Below are 16288 nucleotides of genomic sequence, written 5' to 3'. Positions count from 1 at the left end.
ACCATGGACCTGCCCGAGCACCTGGTGGACGTCGACGCGATCGCGTTCGACGTCGACGGCACCCTCGCCGGTGCCGACCACCGGGTGAGCCCGCGCACGCTGCGCGCGCTCGCCGCCGTCCGGGCCGCGGGCGTCGAGCCGGTCATCATCACCGGCCGGATCGCCGACGCCGCGCTCGCGATCCTCGCCGACGCGGGGATCGACGGGTACGTCGTCGCCGCCGGCGGTGCCGTCGCCCTCGACAGCCGGGACCGTCGCCCTCTGTGGACGGCCACCATGGACCCCGCCGAGACGCGTGCGGTCGTCGACTTCTGCGCGGGCCGGCCCCTGGAGCCGAGCCTGTTCACCGCCGAGGCGATGGTGGTCGAGCGCGGCAGCGTGGTCCACGACCTCCTGGTCGCCGCGAACCCCGAGGCGACGACGCTCGCCGTCGCGGCCGCCGACCTGCCCTACGACCGGACGACGAAGGCCGTGGTCTTCGGCGAGCCAGCGAGCCTCGACGCCGTCGACGCGGAGCTCCGCGCGGCGTTCCCGCGGATGGTCCGGTCGATGCCGACGGCGTTCGAGATGAGCCCCGAGGGCGCCGACAAGTGGGCCGCCCTCGCGGCGGTCCTCGACCGGCTGGGCGTCTCCCCCGCCCGGACCGCGGGGGTGGGCGACGGGGAGAACGACCTCGTCTGGCTCACCCGGATCGGTTTCCCCGTGGCGATGGGCAACGCCCTGGCCACCGTCAAGGAGCTCGCCCACCTCGAGATCGGCCACCACGCCGACGAGGCGGTCGCCGAGCTCGTCGAGGGCCTGCTCGCCGCCCGGGCGGCCCGCGGCCCGGCCTGAGCCCCCGTCGCCCGCCCCTCAGTCGACCCGCACCCGCTCCCCCGGCCGGGGCACCGCCACGGTCCAGTCCAGCTCCTCGCGGATCCGCCCGGCCAGCGCCCGGGACGCGGCGGCCTCGCCGTGGACGACGTAGACCGTCTCGGGCTCCTCGGGAAGGTCCCGCAGCCACGCGACGAGCTCGCCGGCGTCGGCGTGGACGGAGAACTCCTCGTCGAGCACCACCTCGGCGCGGACCGGGACGTAGCGGCCGTGCATCTTCAGCTCGTGCGCGCCGTCGAGGAGCGCCCGCCCCCGGGTGCCGACGGCCTGGTAGCCCGTGAGCACCACGCAGCTGCGCCGGTCGGGCAGCAGGTGGCGCAGGTGGTGGACCACCCGCCCGCCGGAGGCCATCCCCGACGCGGAGACGATGACGCACGGCATGACGGCGGTGTCCAGGGCCATGGACTCCTCCGGCGTCGCCGCGGTGTGCAGGGCCGGCAGGTCGACGAGGTCGGGACCGACGTCCTCGCGCAGCTCCCCGCGCGCCGCCGCCCGGCGGTAGACGTCGAGCGCCGCGAGGGCCATGGGGCTGTCGACGAAGACCGGCACCCGGGGGATGAGGCCGCGGCGGGTGAGGTCGGACAGGGCGTGCAGCACGAGCTCGGTGCGGTCCACGGCGAAGGCGGGGATGAGCACGGTGCCGCCCCGGCCGACCGTGCGGCGGATCGCGTCGGCGAGGACGGCGTGGCCGGTCCCGGCCGGGTGGGCACGGTCGCCGTAGGTGGACTCCACGACCACGGTCCGGGCGCCGGGGGGCGTCCCCCGCGGGCGCAGGACCGGGTGGGTGGGCCGGCCGAGGTCGCCGGAGAACAGCACCCGCGCTGCGCCGGTCGACACCGACACGCTCGCCGCGCCGAGGACGTGGCCGGCGCGGATGAGGCGCACCGTCGTCCCGGGCCGGATCTCGGTGTCGGTGTCGAACGGCCGCCCGCGGAAGAGCGCGAAGGACCGCTCGGCGTCGGCCACGGTGTACAGCGGCAGGGGCGGGTCGTGCCGTGACCAGCCGCCGCTGCGGGCGTCCTGGGCGTCGCGCTCCTGGAGGTGGGCGGCGTCGCGCAGGACGATCTCGATGAGCTCGCGGCTGCTCTCGGTCATCCACACCGGCCCGTCGAAGCCCTCCCGCACGAGGGCGGGCAGGTAGCCGCAGTGGTCGAGGTGGCAGTGGGTGAGCACGACGTCGTCGACGGAGTCCGGGGGGACCGGGAAGGCCTCCCAGTTCTTCCGTCGCCACTGCCGCTCGCCCTGGAACAGCCCGCAGTCGAGGAGGAGGCGGTGGCCGCCGCCCTCGAGGAGGAACTTCGAGCCGGTGACCGTCCCCGTACCCCCGAGGAACGTCAGGCTCTGGTGCTCGTGACCGGCCATACCCCCACGGTCCCGCCGCACCCGCGGGGGCGGAAGTGGCCATCGTCCCGCGGGGGCGGCTCAGCCGGCGGGCTCCAGGCCCGGGATCCGTCCGTTGCGGAAGGCGTCGACGAACAGCGCGTGGTCCTCGCGGGCACGGGCGCCGTGGTCACGGCCGAAGGAGACGATGTCGTCGACGAGCTCGTCCTCCGCGCCGGCGATCACGTCCGCGACGGCGTCCTCGGTCTGGAAGTCCACGAGCGGGGCGTGCTCGGCGTCGACGTCGGAGACGCAGTGCACCTTGGCCGTCGCCCGGCCGAGCTGCTCGAGGACGTCCGCGATCTCGTCGAGAGCTCGGACACGACGAACCCGACGCCGTCGTGCTCGCCGCCCTCCATCCGCGCCCAGCCGAGCCACGGGTCGGCGTAGGCCTGGAGGGTGCGCTGCGACACGGCCGTCCGGTGGCCCTGGTGCTCGAAGAACTCCTCCGCCTGCGCGTCGGGGGCGATGCGGCTGGCGGCGGGCACCCCGCCCTGCTTCATGGTGAGCACGACGTCGTTCTCCAGCGCCTGCGTGTGCCCCTCGACGAGGAGGTTGTAGGCCGGCAGGCCGGCGCTGCCGATCCCGAAGCCGGCCTTGCCGACGACGTCCTTGAGCTCGTACGTCAGGCTCCCGAGCTGCTTGGACTCGGGGATGGTCCTCAGGTAGGCCTGGTAGGCGCCCTCCACGGCGGCGCGCTCATCAGGCTCGAGCTCGCGCACGCCGGGACCGATGCGGAACCGGCGGGCGTAGTCGTCGACCACCGTGAGCTTCTCCAGCAGTCCCACCCGGGTGCGCAGCTGGGCGGTGAGGAGGGCGTCGTGGACGGCGCCGCGCGCGGTGTCCAGCCGCAGCGACCACTCGTGGTCCCGGTCGGTCTCGACGAAGGTGCGCACCTGGTCGACGTACGCCCGGAGGTAGGTCTCGGTGAGGCCGGCGATGTCGTCGTCGGACAGGGCCTTGGTCCACCCCATGACCGCGAGGCTGGCGGCCATGCGGCGCAGGTCCCAGGTGAAGTGGCCGAGGTAGGCCTCGTCGTAGTCGTTGACGTCGAAGACGAGGAAGCCGTGGCTGTCCATGTACGTCCCGAAGTTCGCGGCGTGCAGGTCGCCCTGGATCCACACCCGGCCGGTGCGCTCGTCCGCCCACCGGTCCTCGATCTCGGCGACGTCGGCGTAGAACAGGCACGCGGTGCCCCGGTAGAACGCGAAGGGGTCGGCCGCCATCGCGCGGAACTTGTGACGGAAGGCGCGAGGGTCGGCCGCCATGAGGTCGGCGAAGGCATCGGTGAGGACGTCGACGATCCGCTCGCTGCGCTCCATCTGCGGCACGGTACCCGCGGCGGCCCGGTCGCGCCCCGGCGGGGCGGACGGCAGAACCCCCGCTCGGGGCCCCTCCGGGCCCCGCACGGGGGTTCTGTCAGCGGGTCTGACCTCGGCCCTGCTGGCGGTAGCGGTGGGATTTGAACCCACGGAGGCTGTTAACCTCACACGCTTTCGAGGCGTGCTCCTTAGGCCGCTCGGACACGCTACCTCGCCGGGCGATGCTACCGGCAGAGACGGCGAGCGGCCAAAACGGCGCAGCCCCGGCCCAGGAAACTCGGCGTGGCCGGCCCGGGGTCGGGTCACCGACCGAGCACGTGCGGCGTCCCCGGGGCGAGGCCGTCCAGGCGGGCGAGGGAGAAGGTCGCGACGTCCGGGTCCGGCGACCGGCCCTCCGCGAGGTCGGCGAGGACCAGTCCCATGAGGGCGGAGAACTTGAAGCCCTCGCCGCTGTCGCCGCAGGCCACCACCACGCCCCCCGGGAGGGTGTCGACGACGAAGCGGCCGTCCGGCGAGGTCGTCCACGAGCAGACCTGCTCATCGCACGCGACCGGCGTGAGGTCCAGGTCCCGGCGGACCCGCTCGAGGATCTCGGCGGTGCGGGCGGCGTCGGGGGTGCGGTCGTCGTCGCCGGGCCCGAGGTCGCGCACGGCGCGGTCGAGCCCGATCTTGTAGCCGCGTCCCGGTGTGGGCATCGCGTACAGCGCCGGCTCGCCGTCCCGGGGGCCCTCGAAGAGGCAGGGGAGGTGGTCGGTGTCGTCACCGGGGCCGCCGACGTGGACGACCTGCTGGAGGGAGGGACGCAGTGCCACGTCCACACCGAGCGTGGCCAGCAGCGCGGCCGCGCCGGGGCCCGGGGCGAGGACGACGACGTCGCCCGCGAACCGCCGCCCGTCCGCGCACACCACCACCGGCCCGGCCGTCGTGGTGGTGATCTGGACGACCTCGGGGCCGGTCTCGACCCGGCCGCCGGCCGCGCGGAGCAGCCGCTCCTGCGCCGCCATCGACTCCGCCGCGAGCACCGGCCCGGCGTCGGGCTGCCAGACGGCGGCGCGACCGTCGGGCCGCAACCCTGGGAAGAACCGGCCGACGTCGCCGGGCTCGACCACCTCGTGCGGGACGTCCTCGGCGGTGAGCGCGTCCACGACGGCGCCGAGGGTGGCGTCGTCGCGCCAGAGCAGGCCCCGGCGCAGGTACGTCTCGGACCCGCCGGCGCTCGCCAGCCGCTCCATCGCCTCGACCGAACGCCGGGCCAGGCGGACGCGGGCCCGGTCGGGGTGGCTCAGGCGCCACATCCGGGTGGGCCCCGAGGACGACGACAGCGGCCCGGCCACCCCGTGACGGTCGAGGAGGAGCACCTCGTGGCCGCGGGCGGCGAGCTCGGCCGCCGCCGGCAGGCCCCAGGCACCCGCCCCCACCACCACGCACCGCATGGCCCGAAGGGTACCGATCGGACAATCCCGGGCACACCGCCCGGAGTGCGGGTGGGACGGGGGTGAACCGGGACCTCGTTCCCCCTTGAGTGGACCAGTGGGCCCTTGACATGCGGAGTTGGTCGGGTTCGATGGTTCTAGCGGGGGGCCGCTCGACCCGAGGAGGGGTCAGGATGTCCCACGACCGTCGCCCAGCCCGGGACGCGCTCGGGCCCAGCCGGCGCACGGTCCTGAGGGCCGGCGGCGCCGGATTCGGGCTGTTCCTGCTCGGGTCGGTCGCGGGCCGGCCCGTCGCCTGGGAGGTGCCCGCGAGCGCGGCCATCCCCGGCGGGACCCTCGACCCGGCGTCGATCCCGAAGTACGTCACCCCGCTGCTCGTCCCGCCGGCCATGCCCCGGGCCGGCCGGGTCCCGCTCCGCGGCGGGCAGAACGCGGACTACTACGAGATCTCGATGCGTCAGCTCGCGCAGCAGATGCTGCCCGCGGACCTGCCGCCCACGACCGTGTGGGGTTACGGGGCGGTCAGCGCCGCCGCCCCGCGCGGCCTGCTGCTCCACAACGCCCCGTCCCTGACCATCGAGGCGAACGCCGGACGCCCGGTCCGGGTCCGGTGGATCAACGACCTCGTGGACGCGAACGGCCACCACCTGCCCCACCTGCTGCCGGTGGACCCCACCCTGCACTGGGCGAACCCGCCGGGCGGGGCGATGGGCCGTGACACACGCCCGACGACGTTCGACGCGCCCCCGGAGCCCTACACCGGCCCCGTGCCCATGGTCACCCACGTGCACGGCGCTGTCGGCGTCGGCGACGAGAGCGACGGGTACGCCGAGGCCTGGTACCTGCCCGACGCCGACGACGTCCCGGCCGGGTACGCCGAGACCGGCACCTGGTACAACTTCTTCGCGGGCAAGGCGAAGGAGGGGTTCGACGAGACGTGGGGCCGGGGGTACGCGACCTTCCAGTACCCGAACCTCGACCGGGCGTCGACGAACTGGTACCACGACCACACGCTGGGGATGACCCGGCTCAACGTCTACGCCGGCCCGGCCGGCTTCTACATCATCCGCGGCGGCCCGCACGGCGACAACGCGGTCGTCGACACCCGCACCGGGCGCCGGGCCGTCCTGCCCGGGCCCGCCCCCCGGGAGAACGACGCCTTCCCGCCCAACAAGACCTACTACGAGATCCCGCTCGCCATCCAGGACCGCTCGTTCAACACCGACGGCTCGCTCTTCTACCCCGACACCCGCGAGTTCTTCGACGGCCTGGTCGCGCCGTACGTCCCCGACGGGGAGTTCTCCCCGATGTGGAACCCCGAGTTCTTCGGCAACACCCTCATCGTCAACGGCAACACGTGGCCCTTCCTCGAGGTCGAGCGGCGCCGCTACCGGCTGCGGTTCCTCAACGGCTGCCAGTCGCGGTTCCTCATCCTCGACTTCGGCGGGATCCCAGGCGCCGAGGCGTGGGTCGTCGGCAACGAGGGCGGCTTCCTCGACGCGCCGGTCGACCTCGCGGCCGCAGCGGGAAACCGGCTGCTCCTGGGCCTGGCGGAGCGGGCCGACGTCATCCTCGACCTCACCGGGGTGCCCGAGGGCAGCTACGTGCTGGGCAACGTCGGCCCGGACGAGCCGTTCGGCGGCGGCGAACCGCACGAGGAGGACGAGGGCGACTTCGAGCCCGCGGACCCGGACACCACCGGCCAGGTGATGCAGCTGCGGGTCGTGCCGGCCCGCGGGCCGGACCCGACCACCCCGCCGCGCTACCTGGGCCTGCCGGCCGCAGCGCCGCTGCCCGACGCCGACCGCACGCGCGGGCTCGCACTCATCGAGATGATGGGCGTGGGCGTCGACGCCGCCGGGGACATGCTCGACGGCCCCGTCGAGGCCCTGCTGGGCACCGTCGGGCCCTCCGACGCCGAGGGCGAGGTCCCGGCCGGTGTCTGGGTGGCACGGGAGTGGATGGAGCCCGTCAGCGAGAACCCTGACGTCGGGGCGGTCGAGGTGTGGGAGTTCTACAACACCACGGGCGACGCGCACCCCATGCACGTCCACGAGGTCGCCTTCGAGGTCCTCGGCCGCGAGGGCCTGGTGCTCGACGAGCTCGGCGAGGTGGCGAGCCCCGCCACCCTCGACGGCCACGTCACCCCGCCCGAGCCCTGGGAGACCGGTGTGAAGGACACCGTCATCGCCTACCCGGGCCAGGTCACCCGGGTGAAGATGCGCTTCGACCGGCCGGGCCAGTACGTCTGGCACTGCCACATCGTCGAGCACGAGGACAACGAGATGATGCGACCGTTCCGCGTCGGCCCGGAGCAGCCCGGTCAGCCGCTGCCGCCCGCGCACGGGGAGCACTGACGACGGCGGGGGTCACTGCGTGAGGTCGAGCTCGCCCCAGCGGTGGGCGAGAGCCCTGACGTCGTCGTCGGTCAGGACGATGCGTCCGCCCTCGTCCGCGGCGGGGTCCGCGACCTCGTCCGCGGCGGGGTCCGGGCCCCCGTCCCGGCCTGGACGGGCGTCCTCGCCGCTGCCGGCGTCCGCCACCAGGTAGAGCCGCTCACGCACCTCGGACTCGGCCGCGAGGTAGATCTCGTGGCCGTCGTCGCGCAGGCGCACGAACGCCCACCACCCGTCCGGCTCGCGGCGGTGGCGCGGCCGCGCGTCGGCCCACGGCACCTCCCACCGCGGGCCGTCGGTGACGCACACCCGGATCCGCCGGTGCCCGCCGGAGGGGGTGAGGGTCTCCAGGACGTCGTCGTCGAGCTCCCAGGCACCGGCGGCGCCGGTGAGGTAGGACAGGACCACGTCGCGGCCGCGGGCGTACAGCCGGTGGTCCACCTGGCCGCTGTCCGTGCCCATGACGACACGCTAGGCCCGTGCCTCCCCCGCCCGCTGGCGGACGCGCGGGGACCACGCCCGCGTGCCTACCCTGCTCGCGTGACCGGTGACCTCGAGCGCACGCTCGCCCTCCTGGCGGGACGGCGGCTGGCCGTTCTCACCGGCGCCGGGATCTCGACCGACTCCGGCATCCCGGACTACCGCGGGCCGGGCTCCCCGCCGCGCACCCCCATGACCTTCCAGCAGTTCGCCGGCGACGAGGCGTTCCGCCGTCACTACTGGGCCCGCAACCACGTGGGCTGGCGGCACCTGCGCCGGGCCGAGCCCAACGACGGCCACCGGGCGCTCGCCCGGCTGGAGGCGCGCGGCGTCGTCGTCGGGATCGTCACGCAGAACGTCGACCTTCTCCACCGCGCCGCGGGGTCGCGCCGGGTGATCGACCTGCACGGCCACTACGAGGAGGTGGTCTGCCTCGGCTGCGGTGCTGTGGTCTCCCGCGCCGCGGTGCACGAGCGGCTCACCGCCCTCAACCCCAGCTTCGACCGCCGGGTCGAGGACGTCGAGATCGCGCCCGACGCCGACGCCGTCATCTCCTCCACCGCCGACTTCGTCGTGGCCGCGTGCGACCGCTGCGGCGGCATCCTCAAGCCGAACATCGTCTACTTCGGGGAGAACGTGCCCCGGGACCGGGTCGCGGACGCCTACGCGCTCGTCGACGAGGCGGACGCGCTGGTCGTGGCGGGCTCGTCCCTCACCGTGATGAGCGGCCTGCGCTTCGTCCGGCACGCCGCGAGGCAGGGCCGGCCGGTCGTCATCGTCAACCGCGGCGCCACCCGCGGCGACCCGCTCGCCACGGTCAAGCTCGACGCCGGCACGTCCGAGACCCTCACCGCCCTCGCCGACCGGCTGCCCTGACCGCGCCGCCGCCGTCGCCGCCCTGACCGCGCCGCCGTGGCCGCGCCGCGGCCCACCGGGCGGTCAGAACGTGTCGAAACCCGCGAGGCCCTCCGGCTCCTCCTCGTGCACGTCGACGCCCGTGACCTCGGCGTAGCGCGGGCCACGCCCGCACCACCGGACCATCGCCGCGACGGCGTCCGGCGCCCCCTCGAACACCGCCTCGACCGTGCCGTCCGGCCGGTTCGCGGCCCAGCCGCGCACCCCGGCGCGCTGGGCGGCGTCGGCGCACGAGAACCGGAACCCCACCCCCTGGACGAGCCCGCGGACCACCACGCGACGGCGGATCACGGCTCGGCCCGGCGGGTACGGAAGAAGGTGGTGAGCAGCTCGGCGGACTCCTCGGCCCGCACCCCGCCGACCACCTCGACCCGGTGGTTGAGGCGGGCGTCACGCACGACGTCGCGCACCGACCCCGCGGCACCGGCCTTGGGGTCCCAGGCCCCCAGGACCAGCCGGTCGACCCGGGCCAGGACCAGGGCGCCGGCGCACATCGTGCACGGCTCGAGGGTGACGACGAGCGTGCACCCCGCCAGCCGCCAGGTCCCCAACGCCCGGGCCGCCTCGCGCAGGGCGAGGACCTCGGCGTGCGCGGTCGGGTCGCCGTCGGCCTCGCGCCGGTTGCGCCCGCGCCCCAGGACGCGCCCGTCCGGGCCCAGGACGACGGCGCCCACGGGCACGTCGTCGCTGGTGAGAGCCTCCCGGGCCAGGCCGAGGGCCTCCTCCATCGCGGCGGTCACCCCGGTGGCCACCGGCACGGCGTGCGGTCTCATGTGACCATCATGGCGCGGACGGTAGTTTGAGCCCATGCGCCTGCACGTCGCGGACCACCCGCTGATCGCCCACAAGCTCACCGTCCTGCGCGACCAGCGCACCGAGTCCCCGACGTTCCGTCTCCTCGTCGACGAGCTCGTCACCCTCCTGGCCTACGAGGCCACCCGGGACGTACGGGTGGACAAGGTCCAGATCACCACCCCGGTCGCGTCCGCCGTGGGGACGCACCTGGCCGCCCCCCGCCCCATCGTCGTGCCGATCCTGCGCGCGGGTCTGGGCATGCTCGAGGGCATGACCCGGCTGCTGCCGACGGCGGAGGTCGGGTTCCTGGGCATGCAGCGCGACGAGACCACCTACGAGGCGATCACCTACGCCAACCGCCTGCCCGACGACCTCTCGGGCCGGCAGTGCTTCGTGCTCGACCCCATGCTGGCCACCGGCCACACCCTCGTGGCGGCGATCAACTACCTCCTCGAGCGGGGCGCCCGCGACGTCACGGCCATCTGCCTGCTCGCCGCCCCCGAGGGCCTGCGCGAGCTCGACGAGGCCGTGGGCACCCGCGGGGACGTCACCATCGTCACCGCCGCGGTGGACGAGCGGCTCAACGAGCGCAGGTACATCGTCCCGGGCCTCGGTGACGCCGGTGACCGCCTCTACGGCGTCGTCGGCTGACGATGACCACGGAGCCGGCTGGTCCCGACCCCGTCCTGGGTGAGCCGTGGCTCGCCCGCACCCTGGCGCTGCGCACCTTCGACGGCGGCGAGGACCCCGCCGCCCCGGACGTGGCCACGCTCGTCCACCGCGACGGCGCCGGCGCGCAGGAGCGGGCGGTGCTCTACCTCCACGGGTTCACCGACTACTTCTTCCAGGCCCACCACGCCGAGGCGTGGACGGCGGCGGGGTACGACTTCTACGCCCTGGACCTGCGGCGCTCCGGCCGGTCCACCGGCACCCATCCCCGCCCCGCCGACGTGCGGGACCTGCGGGTCCACCACGAGGAGATCGACCTCGCCCTCGCCACGATCCGCGCGGCGGGCGCCCGGCACGTCGTGCTCCTGGGCCACTCCACCGGCGGGCTCCTGTCGGTGCTGTGGGCCCACGACCACCCCGGCGGCGTCGACGCCCTCGTGCTCAACTCGCCGTGGCTCGACCTCAACGCCGGGTGGATCACCCGCGGCCCGGTCACCGCCGTGCTCGACCGGGTCGGTGCACGCCTGCCCGGGCTGCGGGTCGGCGCCCTCCGCCAGGCCTACGGACGCCACCTGCACGCCGGCAGCGGCGGCGAGTGGGACTTCGACCTCACCCTCAAGCCCCACGAGGGGTTCCCGGTACGGGCGGGTTTCATCCGGTCGGTGCGCCGCGCGCACGCCGAGGTCGCGGCGGGACTGGACGTCGACGTCCCCGTCCTGCTGGCGTGCTCGACCCGCAGCGGGGACCGCAGGGCGCCGGGGCCGGCGGACCTGTCCTCCTCCGACGTCGTGCTGGACGTGCGCCAGATGATCGCCCGGGCGCCGATGATCGGACCGGACGTGACGATCCTGCAGGTCCCCGGCGGGCTGCACGACCTCGCCCTCTCCCCCGCGCCGGCCCGGGAGTACTTCACCCGGGCGGCGATCGAGTGGGTGGACGCCCGGCTCGAGGCCATCGCGCAGCACGGCTGACCCGCCGCCCGGGCGGCGCGGGACAGGGAGCCGGTCGCGCCGGCGACGTCGTGCACGAAGCGACGCGCGCTCGGACCGACGCCGTGCACGAACAATGCCCCCGGGTGACGCAGGGGGGGGAATTGCCACCCGGGGGCAGTCTGTCGGGGCACGAGGCCCACGGGGATCGAACCCCGTTGGGCACAGGCAACCACAGGGCCGTTCACCCCGGTGCCGTACCCGGTTACTCCATTCCACCCACGGCGCTACTCAGTCTGGCTAGTCTCCGGACATGGTGTGGCCCGTCAGCGGTCGTCGGGACGAGGTGAGTGCCCTCGAGCGACAGCTGCGCGCGGGCGGTTCGGCCGTCGTGCACGGCCTCGCCGGCGCGGGGCGGACCGGGATCGCGCGGGAGGTCCGGCGCCGGTGGGAGGCCGCCGGCGGCCTGGTCCACTGGTGCCCCGCGACCCCGGGGTCGGCCGCCCTGCCGCTCGGGCTCCTCGTCCAGCTGGGGCTCCCCGGGGCCGGCACGGCCGACCTCGCCGCGGCCCGCTCGCTGCTGCGGTCGGAGGCGCGTCAGCGCCCCGTGCTCCTGATCGTCGACGACGCCCACCTGCTCGACGAGGGCTCGCTGCTCGTCGTGCGCCAGCTCGCGTCCGTGCCGGGGGTCTCGAGCCTGCTCACCGCACGCGCCGACGCCCCCGTCCCCGCCGCGCTGACGCTGCTGTGGAAGGACGACGGCGCGCTGCGCCTGGAGCTCGGCCCGCTGGACCTGGCGGCGAGCACCGACGTCCTCGAGGCCGACCTGGGGGGACCGCTCGACCCGGAGTCCGCCGGGCGGCTCTGCGAGCTCGCCGACGGCCGGCCGCTGCTGCTGCGCGAGCTCGTCGAGGCGGCCCGGTCCCAGGACCTGCTCGACCGGGCGGACGGGCGCTGGCACCTGCGCGCGGTCCCGGCCGTCACCCCACGTCTGGCCGAGCTCGCCGGACAGAACCTGGTGCAGGTGGGCGAGATGCCCCGGCGGGCGGTCGAGGCCCTGGCCCTGACCGGGGGCCTGCCCCTCGAGGTCCTCGCCGACCTCACCGACCTCGAGACCCTCCAGGCGCTGGAGGAGGGCGGGGCGGTCCACGTCGACGCCGACCACGGGCGCCGGGTCACGCTCGTGCACCCGCTGGCGGCGGCCCTCGTCCGCTCGGTCGCCTCCCAGACCCGTCTCGTGCGCCTGGCCCGCGAGCTGCTCGACCTCTACGGCGACGGGACCGCGCAGATCACCGACCCCGTCGCCCTGGCCGAGCTGTGGCAGCGCTCCGGGCGCGAGGGGCCGCCGGCGGTGTTCCTCACGGCCGCCCGCGAGGTGCTCGCCGCGGGCGACCTCGCGCGAGCCGCGACGCTCGCGGAGGAGGCGGTCCGGCGGGGCGGTGGCACGCCCGCGCTGCTGGTGCGCGGGGACACCCTCCTCCGGCTGGGGCACGGCGCCGAGGCCGAGACGGCGCTCGCCGCCGCGTGCGCGGGGGCCGCGGACGACGACGAGCTCACGGAGGCGACCCTGCTGCGCTTCACGAACGACCTGTTCGTGCGCGGCGCACCCGATCTCGCCGTCGCGACGGTGGAGAGGGCGCGGGAGCTCGTCACCGACACCGACGCCCAGGACCGCCTCGACGCGGCCATGGCGCTCGCCGCGATCTTCCGCGGTGACATGACGGCCGCCCTGGCCGCCTGCGAGCAGGTGCTCGCGCGGCCGGACCCGCGGCCGGTGACCCTGCTCGACGTCCTCATCGCGTCGGTCATCGCCCGCACCCTCCTGGGCGACCTCACGACCGCCGGCGCCGAGGCCGAGCGGGCCGTGACTCTCGCCGAGGACCTCCACCGCGAGCGACCCCAGGCGCGGGACCAGGCGGGTCTCAACCACGTCATGGTCCTCATGGAGGCCGCCCGCCTGGACGACGCCACCGCCGAGGCGCGGCGGGGCCTTGCCACCGCTACGGCCGAAGGTGTCCCGGCGTCCGTCGGCACCTGGACGAACGGCCTCGCCTGGGCCCTGTGCGAGCAGGGCCACCTCACCGAGGCCGAGGCGATGGCCCAGGAGGCGGCCCGCCGGCTGGAGGCCCTGGACCCGCTCGGGGTGCGTGGCGTCGCCCTGGCCGTCGCCGCCCGGAGCGCCGCGCAACTCGGCGCCGCCGACCGCGCCCAGGGGTACCTCGACCAGATCGGTCCCGTGCCGCGCACCGACCTGCGCACCCGCACCCTGGTCCACCACGCGGAGATCTGGGTCGCTGCAGCACGCGGTGAGGTGAGCAGGGCGACCGAGCTGGCCCTGCGCCACGCGGCCGAGGCGGAGGACTCCCACCTCGTCTGGGCGGGCGCACAGCTCCACGCCGCCGTGCGGATCGGCGATGCCCGCGCCGTCCTCGGCCCGCTCGAACGCCTCGCCGAGGGCCGGGACGCCCCGCTGCTGCAGCTGCGGGTGCGGCACGCGCGAGCGCTCGCCGCGGAGGACCGGGCGGCCCTCGAGGAGGTCGCCGCCGGGCTCGCCCGGGCGGGCCTGCCGCTGTGGGCGGCGGAGGCGCTGGCCCAGGCCGCGGAGCTCGCCCGGCGGGCGGGCAACCCACGCGACGCCGGCCGGGCCAACGCCCTCGCAGCGGCCCACCTCGAGCGCACCGGCTACGCCGCGACGCCCGCCCTGGTCCGCACCCGCGACCCCCTGACGAGCCGCGAGCGGGAGGTCGCGCTCATGGCCCGGGCCGGCGCGTCGTCACGCGACATCGCCGAGCGGCTCGTGCTGTCGGTGCGCACCGTGGACAACTACCTCGCGTCGGTCTACCGCAAGACAGGCGCCCGGGGGCGCCAGGACCTCGCGGCCGTCCTCATGGACGGCCGGTAGGCGGAAGGTCGGTGACCGCGCGCCGCTCCTCCGCGGGTGCCACCCGGGCCACCTCCGTCGCCCACGTGCTGCGCAGCGTCGAGCCCCGCATGAGGAGCGTCGCGACGAACGCCAGGAGGCTGACGACGCCGGCGACGGCGAAGACCGAACCGATGGCGTCGCCGTACGCCCCGCGGACGAGGTCCGCCATCGCGGCGGGCAGCGCCCCGAGGTCGAGCGAGGCGGTCGCGGCGTCGGTGCCGGCGGCGTCGACCCCCGCACCGTCCGCGCCGGCGAGAGTCAGCGCGGTCACCCGCTGGGCGTAGACGGCGCCGAGCACCTGGATCCCGACCGCGCCGCCGAGGGTGCGGAAGAAGGTGACGACCGCGGTCGCCGCCCCGACGTCGCCCAGCTCGACGGTGTTCTGCACGGCCAGGACGAGGTTCTGCATGGACGCGCCGAGCCCGACGCCCGCGACGAGCAGGTAGAGGGCGACCACGGGGACCGGCGTGGTCGAGCCGACCGTGGCCATGAGACCGATGCCGACGGTGAGCAGCCCGACGCCCCCGACCACGGCGGGCTTCCAGCGCCCGGTGCGGGTGACGAGGTTGCCCGCGACCGTGGATGAGACGAGCAGCCCGAGCATGAGCGGCAGGCCCAGCCAGCCGGCGACCGTCGGGGAGTAGCCGCGGCCGATCTGGAAGTACTGGCCGAGGAAGACGTTGGAGCCGAACATCACCGTGCCGACCGCGAGGCTCGCGACCACCGCGAGCGCCGTCGTGCGGGCGGTGAGGATCGACAGCGGCACGACCGGCTCGGGGGCGCGGCGCTCGACCAGGACGAAGGCCGCGGCGGCGAGGACGGCCGCCCCGAGGAGCGCGCCGGTCTCCCAGGAGACCCAGTCGAACTCGTGGTCGGCGAAGGAGACCCAGAGCAGGACCAGGGTGGCGGAGAGGGAGATCAGCGCCGCCCCCAGCCAGTCCACGCGGGCACCGGGCCGGCCACCACCGGGCACGTGGAGGGACCGGGTGAGGACGGCGAGTGCGATGAGGACGAAGGGCACCGCCACCCAGAAGGTCCACCGCCAGCCCAGCCACGGGGTGTCGACGATGATGCCGCCGACGAGCGGGCCGGAGACGGTCGCCGCGGCGATGACCGCGCCGAGGTAGCCGTTGTACCGGCCGCGCTGCCGCGGCGGGATGAGGGAGGCGATGATGATCTGGGTGAGGACCATGTTGGCCCCCATCCCCACCCCCTGGACCACACGGACGGCGATGAGCATGCCCGCCGAGGTCGACAGGCCCGCGAGCACCGAGCCGGCGAGGAAGACCACCATCGAGGCGAGGAGGAGCCTCTTCTTGTCGTAGAGGTCAGCGAGCTTGCCCGCGATCGGGGTCACGGCCGTCGAGGCGAGGATCGTCGAGGTGACGATCCACGTGTACTGCTGCTGGGTGCCGCCGATCTCCCCGACGATGACCGGCAGCGCGTTGCCCACGATGGTCGCGGACATGTTCCCCACGAACATCGCCAGGAGCAGCCCCGTGAGGACCTTGAGGATGTCGCGGTGGGCCTCGTGCGCGGCGAGCGCCTCCGCAGGCTCCATCCCGGCGTAGGCCCGGCGCTCGGTCAGTGCCCGGCTCACGCGCCCGCCACCGAGGTCGGCGCGCCGGCCTCGTCCTGCCCGCGGGCGTCCGGGCCCGTGACCGGCGGCCGGGCCGCACTCCCGTCCGCCTGCTCGCCGGCGAGGCGGGCGTAGACCCCGCCCGAAACGGCCACGAGGTCCGCGAGGTCGTCGGCGAGGCGCTCGATCCGCTCGACCGGCCAGCCGCTCAGGGCCTCGGCGACCGCCCGGACGTGCAGGGCCCGCACCTCGGCGACCCGGGTGCGCCCGGCGTCGGTGAGGGAGACCAGCGATGCACGGCCGTCCTCGGGGTCGGGTCGACGGGCGATGAGACCCGCCTTCTCCAGCGCGGCCGCCTGCCGGCTCGCCACGGAGGGGTCCACCAGCTGGGCCTCGGCGAGGCCGGCGACCCGGCACTCGGAGGCGCGGTGGAGGGCGAAGAGGAGCTGGACCTGGGTGGCGTGCAGCCCGAAGAGCTGGGCGACCAGGGCCGAGCTCGTGCGGCTGCGGCGGGCGAGCGCGGCGATCTGGTCGAGCACGCGGGCGGAGGGGTGAGGGGTTTCGGACACCCTTCAGAACTTACAGGTACATGCA

At 75.3% G+C, this 16288-nt stretch carries 15 protein-coding genes and 1 tRNA gene; 6 read left to right on the top strand and 10 right to left on the bottom strand.

Features of this window, described 5'->3' with window-relative positions; all coding sequences use genetic code 11:
• Positions 1 to 3 precede the first annotated feature (3 nt).
• Positions 4 to 834, top strand: a complete 831-nt coding sequence (locus AAEM63_RS01765; RefSeq protein ID WP_341360014.1) for an HAD hydrolase family protein — start codon at positions 4 to 6, stop codon at positions 832 to 834.
• Between the two features lie 18 nt (positions 835 to 852).
• Here AAEM63_RS01765 and AAEM63_RS01760 read toward each other — a convergent pair whose 3' ends face one another.
• From AAEM63_RS01760 to AAEM63_RS01740, 5 genes are all read right to left on the bottom strand, one after another.
• Positions 853 to 2235 (bottom strand): MBL fold metallo-hydrolase, encoded by a 1383-nt coding sequence (locus AAEM63_RS01760; protein WP_341360013.1) that lies wholly within the window; start codon positions 2233 to 2235, stop codon positions 853 to 855.
• A gap of 60 nt (positions 2236 to 2295) precedes the next feature.
• A complete protein-coding gene (locus AAEM63_RS01755) occupies positions 2296 to 2472 on the bottom strand; it encodes a hypothetical protein (RefSeq protein WP_341360012.1) in 177 nt (58 codons plus the stop codon).
• Entirely contained in the window at positions 2436 to 3575 is a 1140-nt protein-coding gene (locus AAEM63_RS01750; RefSeq protein ID WP_341360011.1) for a DUF2252 family protein, read from the bottom strand. Before AAEM63_RS01750 ends, AAEM63_RS01755 begins: the two co-directional genes overlap by 37 nt.
• A gap of 122 nt (positions 3576 to 3697) precedes the next feature.
• A tRNA-Ser gene (locus AAEM63_RS01745) sits at positions 3698 to 3786 on the bottom strand.
• A gap of 91 nt (positions 3787 to 3877) precedes the next feature.
• Positions 3878 to 5008, bottom strand: coding sequence for an FAD-dependent oxidoreductase (locus tag AAEM63_RS01740; protein ID WP_341360010.1), 1131 nt, complete (start codon positions 5006 to 5008; stop codon positions 3878 to 3880).
• A gap of 173 nt (positions 5009 to 5181) precedes the next feature.
• Here AAEM63_RS01740 and AAEM63_RS01735 point away from each other — a divergent pair, with 173 nt between their 5' ends.
• Positions 5182 to 7365: a multicopper oxidase gene (locus AAEM63_RS01735; protein ID WP_341360009.1), complete on the top strand. Its 2184-nt coding sequence runs from the start codon at positions 5182 to 5184 to the stop codon at positions 7363 to 7365.
• Between the two features lie 12 nt (positions 7366 to 7377).
• Here AAEM63_RS01735 and AAEM63_RS01730 read toward each other — a convergent pair whose 3' ends face one another.
• On the bottom strand, positions 7378 to 7866 hold the full coding sequence (locus tag AAEM63_RS01730; protein WP_341360008.1) for a hypothetical protein: 489 nt from the start codon (positions 7864 to 7866) through the stop codon (positions 7378 to 7380).
• Positions 7867 to 7944: 78 nt separating this feature from the next.
• On the opposite strand from AAEM63_RS01730, the gene AAEM63_RS01725 reads away from it, so the two are divergent.
• Entirely contained in the window at positions 7945 to 8760 is an 816-nt protein-coding gene (locus AAEM63_RS01725; protein WP_341360007.1) for an NAD-dependent protein deacetylase, read from the top strand.
• Positions 8761 to 8823: 63 nt separating this feature from the next.
• Here AAEM63_RS01725 and AAEM63_RS01720 read toward each other — a convergent pair whose 3' ends face one another.
• Both AAEM63_RS01720 and tadA read right to left on the bottom strand, forming a co-directional pair.
• Entirely contained in the window at positions 8824 to 9090 is a 267-nt protein-coding gene (locus tag AAEM63_RS01720; protein ID WP_341360006.1) for an acylphosphatase, read from the bottom strand.
• Positions 9087 to 9572, bottom strand: coding sequence for a tRNA adenosine(34) deaminase TadA (gene tadA, locus AAEM63_RS01715; RefSeq protein WP_341360005.1), 486 nt, complete (start codon positions 9570 to 9572; stop codon positions 9087 to 9089). The genes AAEM63_RS01720 and tadA overlap by 4 nt, the downstream gene beginning before the upstream one ends.
• A 34-nt stretch (positions 9573 to 9606) precedes the next feature.
• Between tadA and upp the strand changes: the two genes are divergently transcribed.
• From upp to AAEM63_RS01700, 3 genes are all read left to right on the top strand, one after another.
• On the top strand, positions 9607 to 10245 hold the full coding sequence (gene upp, locus AAEM63_RS01710; protein ID WP_123916400.1) for a uracil phosphoribosyltransferase: 639 nt from the start codon (positions 9607 to 9609) through the stop codon (positions 10243 to 10245).
• Between the two features lie 2 nt (positions 10246 to 10247).
• Positions 10248 to 11234: an alpha/beta hydrolase gene (locus tag AAEM63_RS01705; protein ID WP_341360004.1), complete on the top strand. Its 987-nt coding sequence runs from the start codon at positions 10248 to 10250 to the stop codon at positions 11232 to 11234.
• A gap of 271 nt (positions 11235 to 11505) precedes the next feature.
• Complete coding sequence (locus AAEM63_RS01700) at positions 11506 to 14094, top strand: LuxR C-terminal-related transcriptional regulator (RefSeq protein ID WP_341360003.1); 2589 nt, start codon at positions 11506 to 11508, stop codon at positions 14092 to 14094.
• On the opposite strand, the gene AAEM63_RS01695 is transcribed toward AAEM63_RS01700, so the two are convergent.
• The gene (locus tag AAEM63_RS01695; protein ID WP_341360002.1) at positions 14078 to 15715 is read right to left on the bottom strand and encodes an MFS transporter; all 1638 of its coding nucleotides are present in this window, start codon (positions 15713 to 15715) and stop codon (positions 14078 to 14080) included. The genes AAEM63_RS01700 and AAEM63_RS01695 overlap by 17 nt on opposite strands.
• Positions 15712 to 16263 (bottom strand): MarR family winged helix-turn-helix transcriptional regulator, encoded by a 552-nt coding sequence (locus AAEM63_RS01690; RefSeq protein WP_341360001.1) that lies wholly within the window; start codon positions 16261 to 16263, stop codon positions 15712 to 15714. Before AAEM63_RS01690 ends, AAEM63_RS01695 begins: the two co-directional genes overlap by 4 nt.
• Between the last annotated feature and the right edge of the window lie 25 nt (positions 16264 to 16288).

The organism is Georgenia sp. M64, from assembly GCF_038049925.1.
GTDB lineage: Bacteria > Actinomycetota > Actinomycetes > Actinomycetales > Actinomycetaceae > Georgenia.
The sequence above is the reverse complement of the archived record's forward strand: the minus strand, read 5'-3'. Positions and strand labels throughout refer to the sequence as shown.

Excerpts from the sequence above, each read along its gene's own strand:
- AAEM63_RS01765 (WP_341360014.1), top strand. The coding sequence starts at position 4 with ATGGACCTGCCCGAGCACCTGGTGGACGTCGACGCGATCGCGTTCGAC.
- AAEM63_RS01760 (WP_341360013.1), bottom strand. The coding sequence starts at position 2,235 with ATGGCCGGTCACGAGCACCAGAGCCTGACGTTCCTCGGGGGTACGGGG.
- AAEM63_RS01750 (WP_341360011.1), bottom strand. The coding sequence starts at position 3,575 with ATGGAGCGCAGCGAGCGGATCGTCGACGTCCTCACCGATGCCTTCGCC.
- AAEM63_RS01740 (WP_341360010.1), bottom strand. The coding sequence starts at position 5,008 with ATGCGGTGCGTGGTGGTGGGGGCGGGTGCCTGGGGCCTGCCGGCGGCG.
- AAEM63_RS01735 (WP_341360009.1), top strand. The coding sequence starts at position 5,182 with ATGTCCCACGACCGTCGCCCAGCCCGGGACGCGCTCGGGCCCAGCCGG.
- AAEM63_RS01730 (WP_341360008.1), bottom strand. The coding sequence starts at position 7,866 with ATGGGCACGGACAGCGGCCAGGTGGACCACCGGCTGTACGCCCGCGGC.
- tadA (WP_341360005.1), bottom strand. The coding sequence starts at position 9,572 with ATGAGACCGCACGCCGTGCCGGTGGCCACCGGGGTGACCGCCGCGATG.
- upp (WP_123916400.1), top strand. The coding sequence starts at position 9,607 with ATGCGCCTGCACGTCGCGGACCACCCGCTGATCGCCCACAAGCTCACC.
- AAEM63_RS01705 (WP_341360004.1), top strand. The coding sequence starts at position 10,248 with ATGACCACGGAGCCGGCTGGTCCCGACCCCGTCCTGGGTGAGCCGTGG.
- AAEM63_RS01700 (WP_341360003.1), top strand. The coding sequence starts at position 11,506 with ATGGTGTGGCCCGTCAGCGGTCGTCGGGACGAGGTGAGTGCCCTCGAG.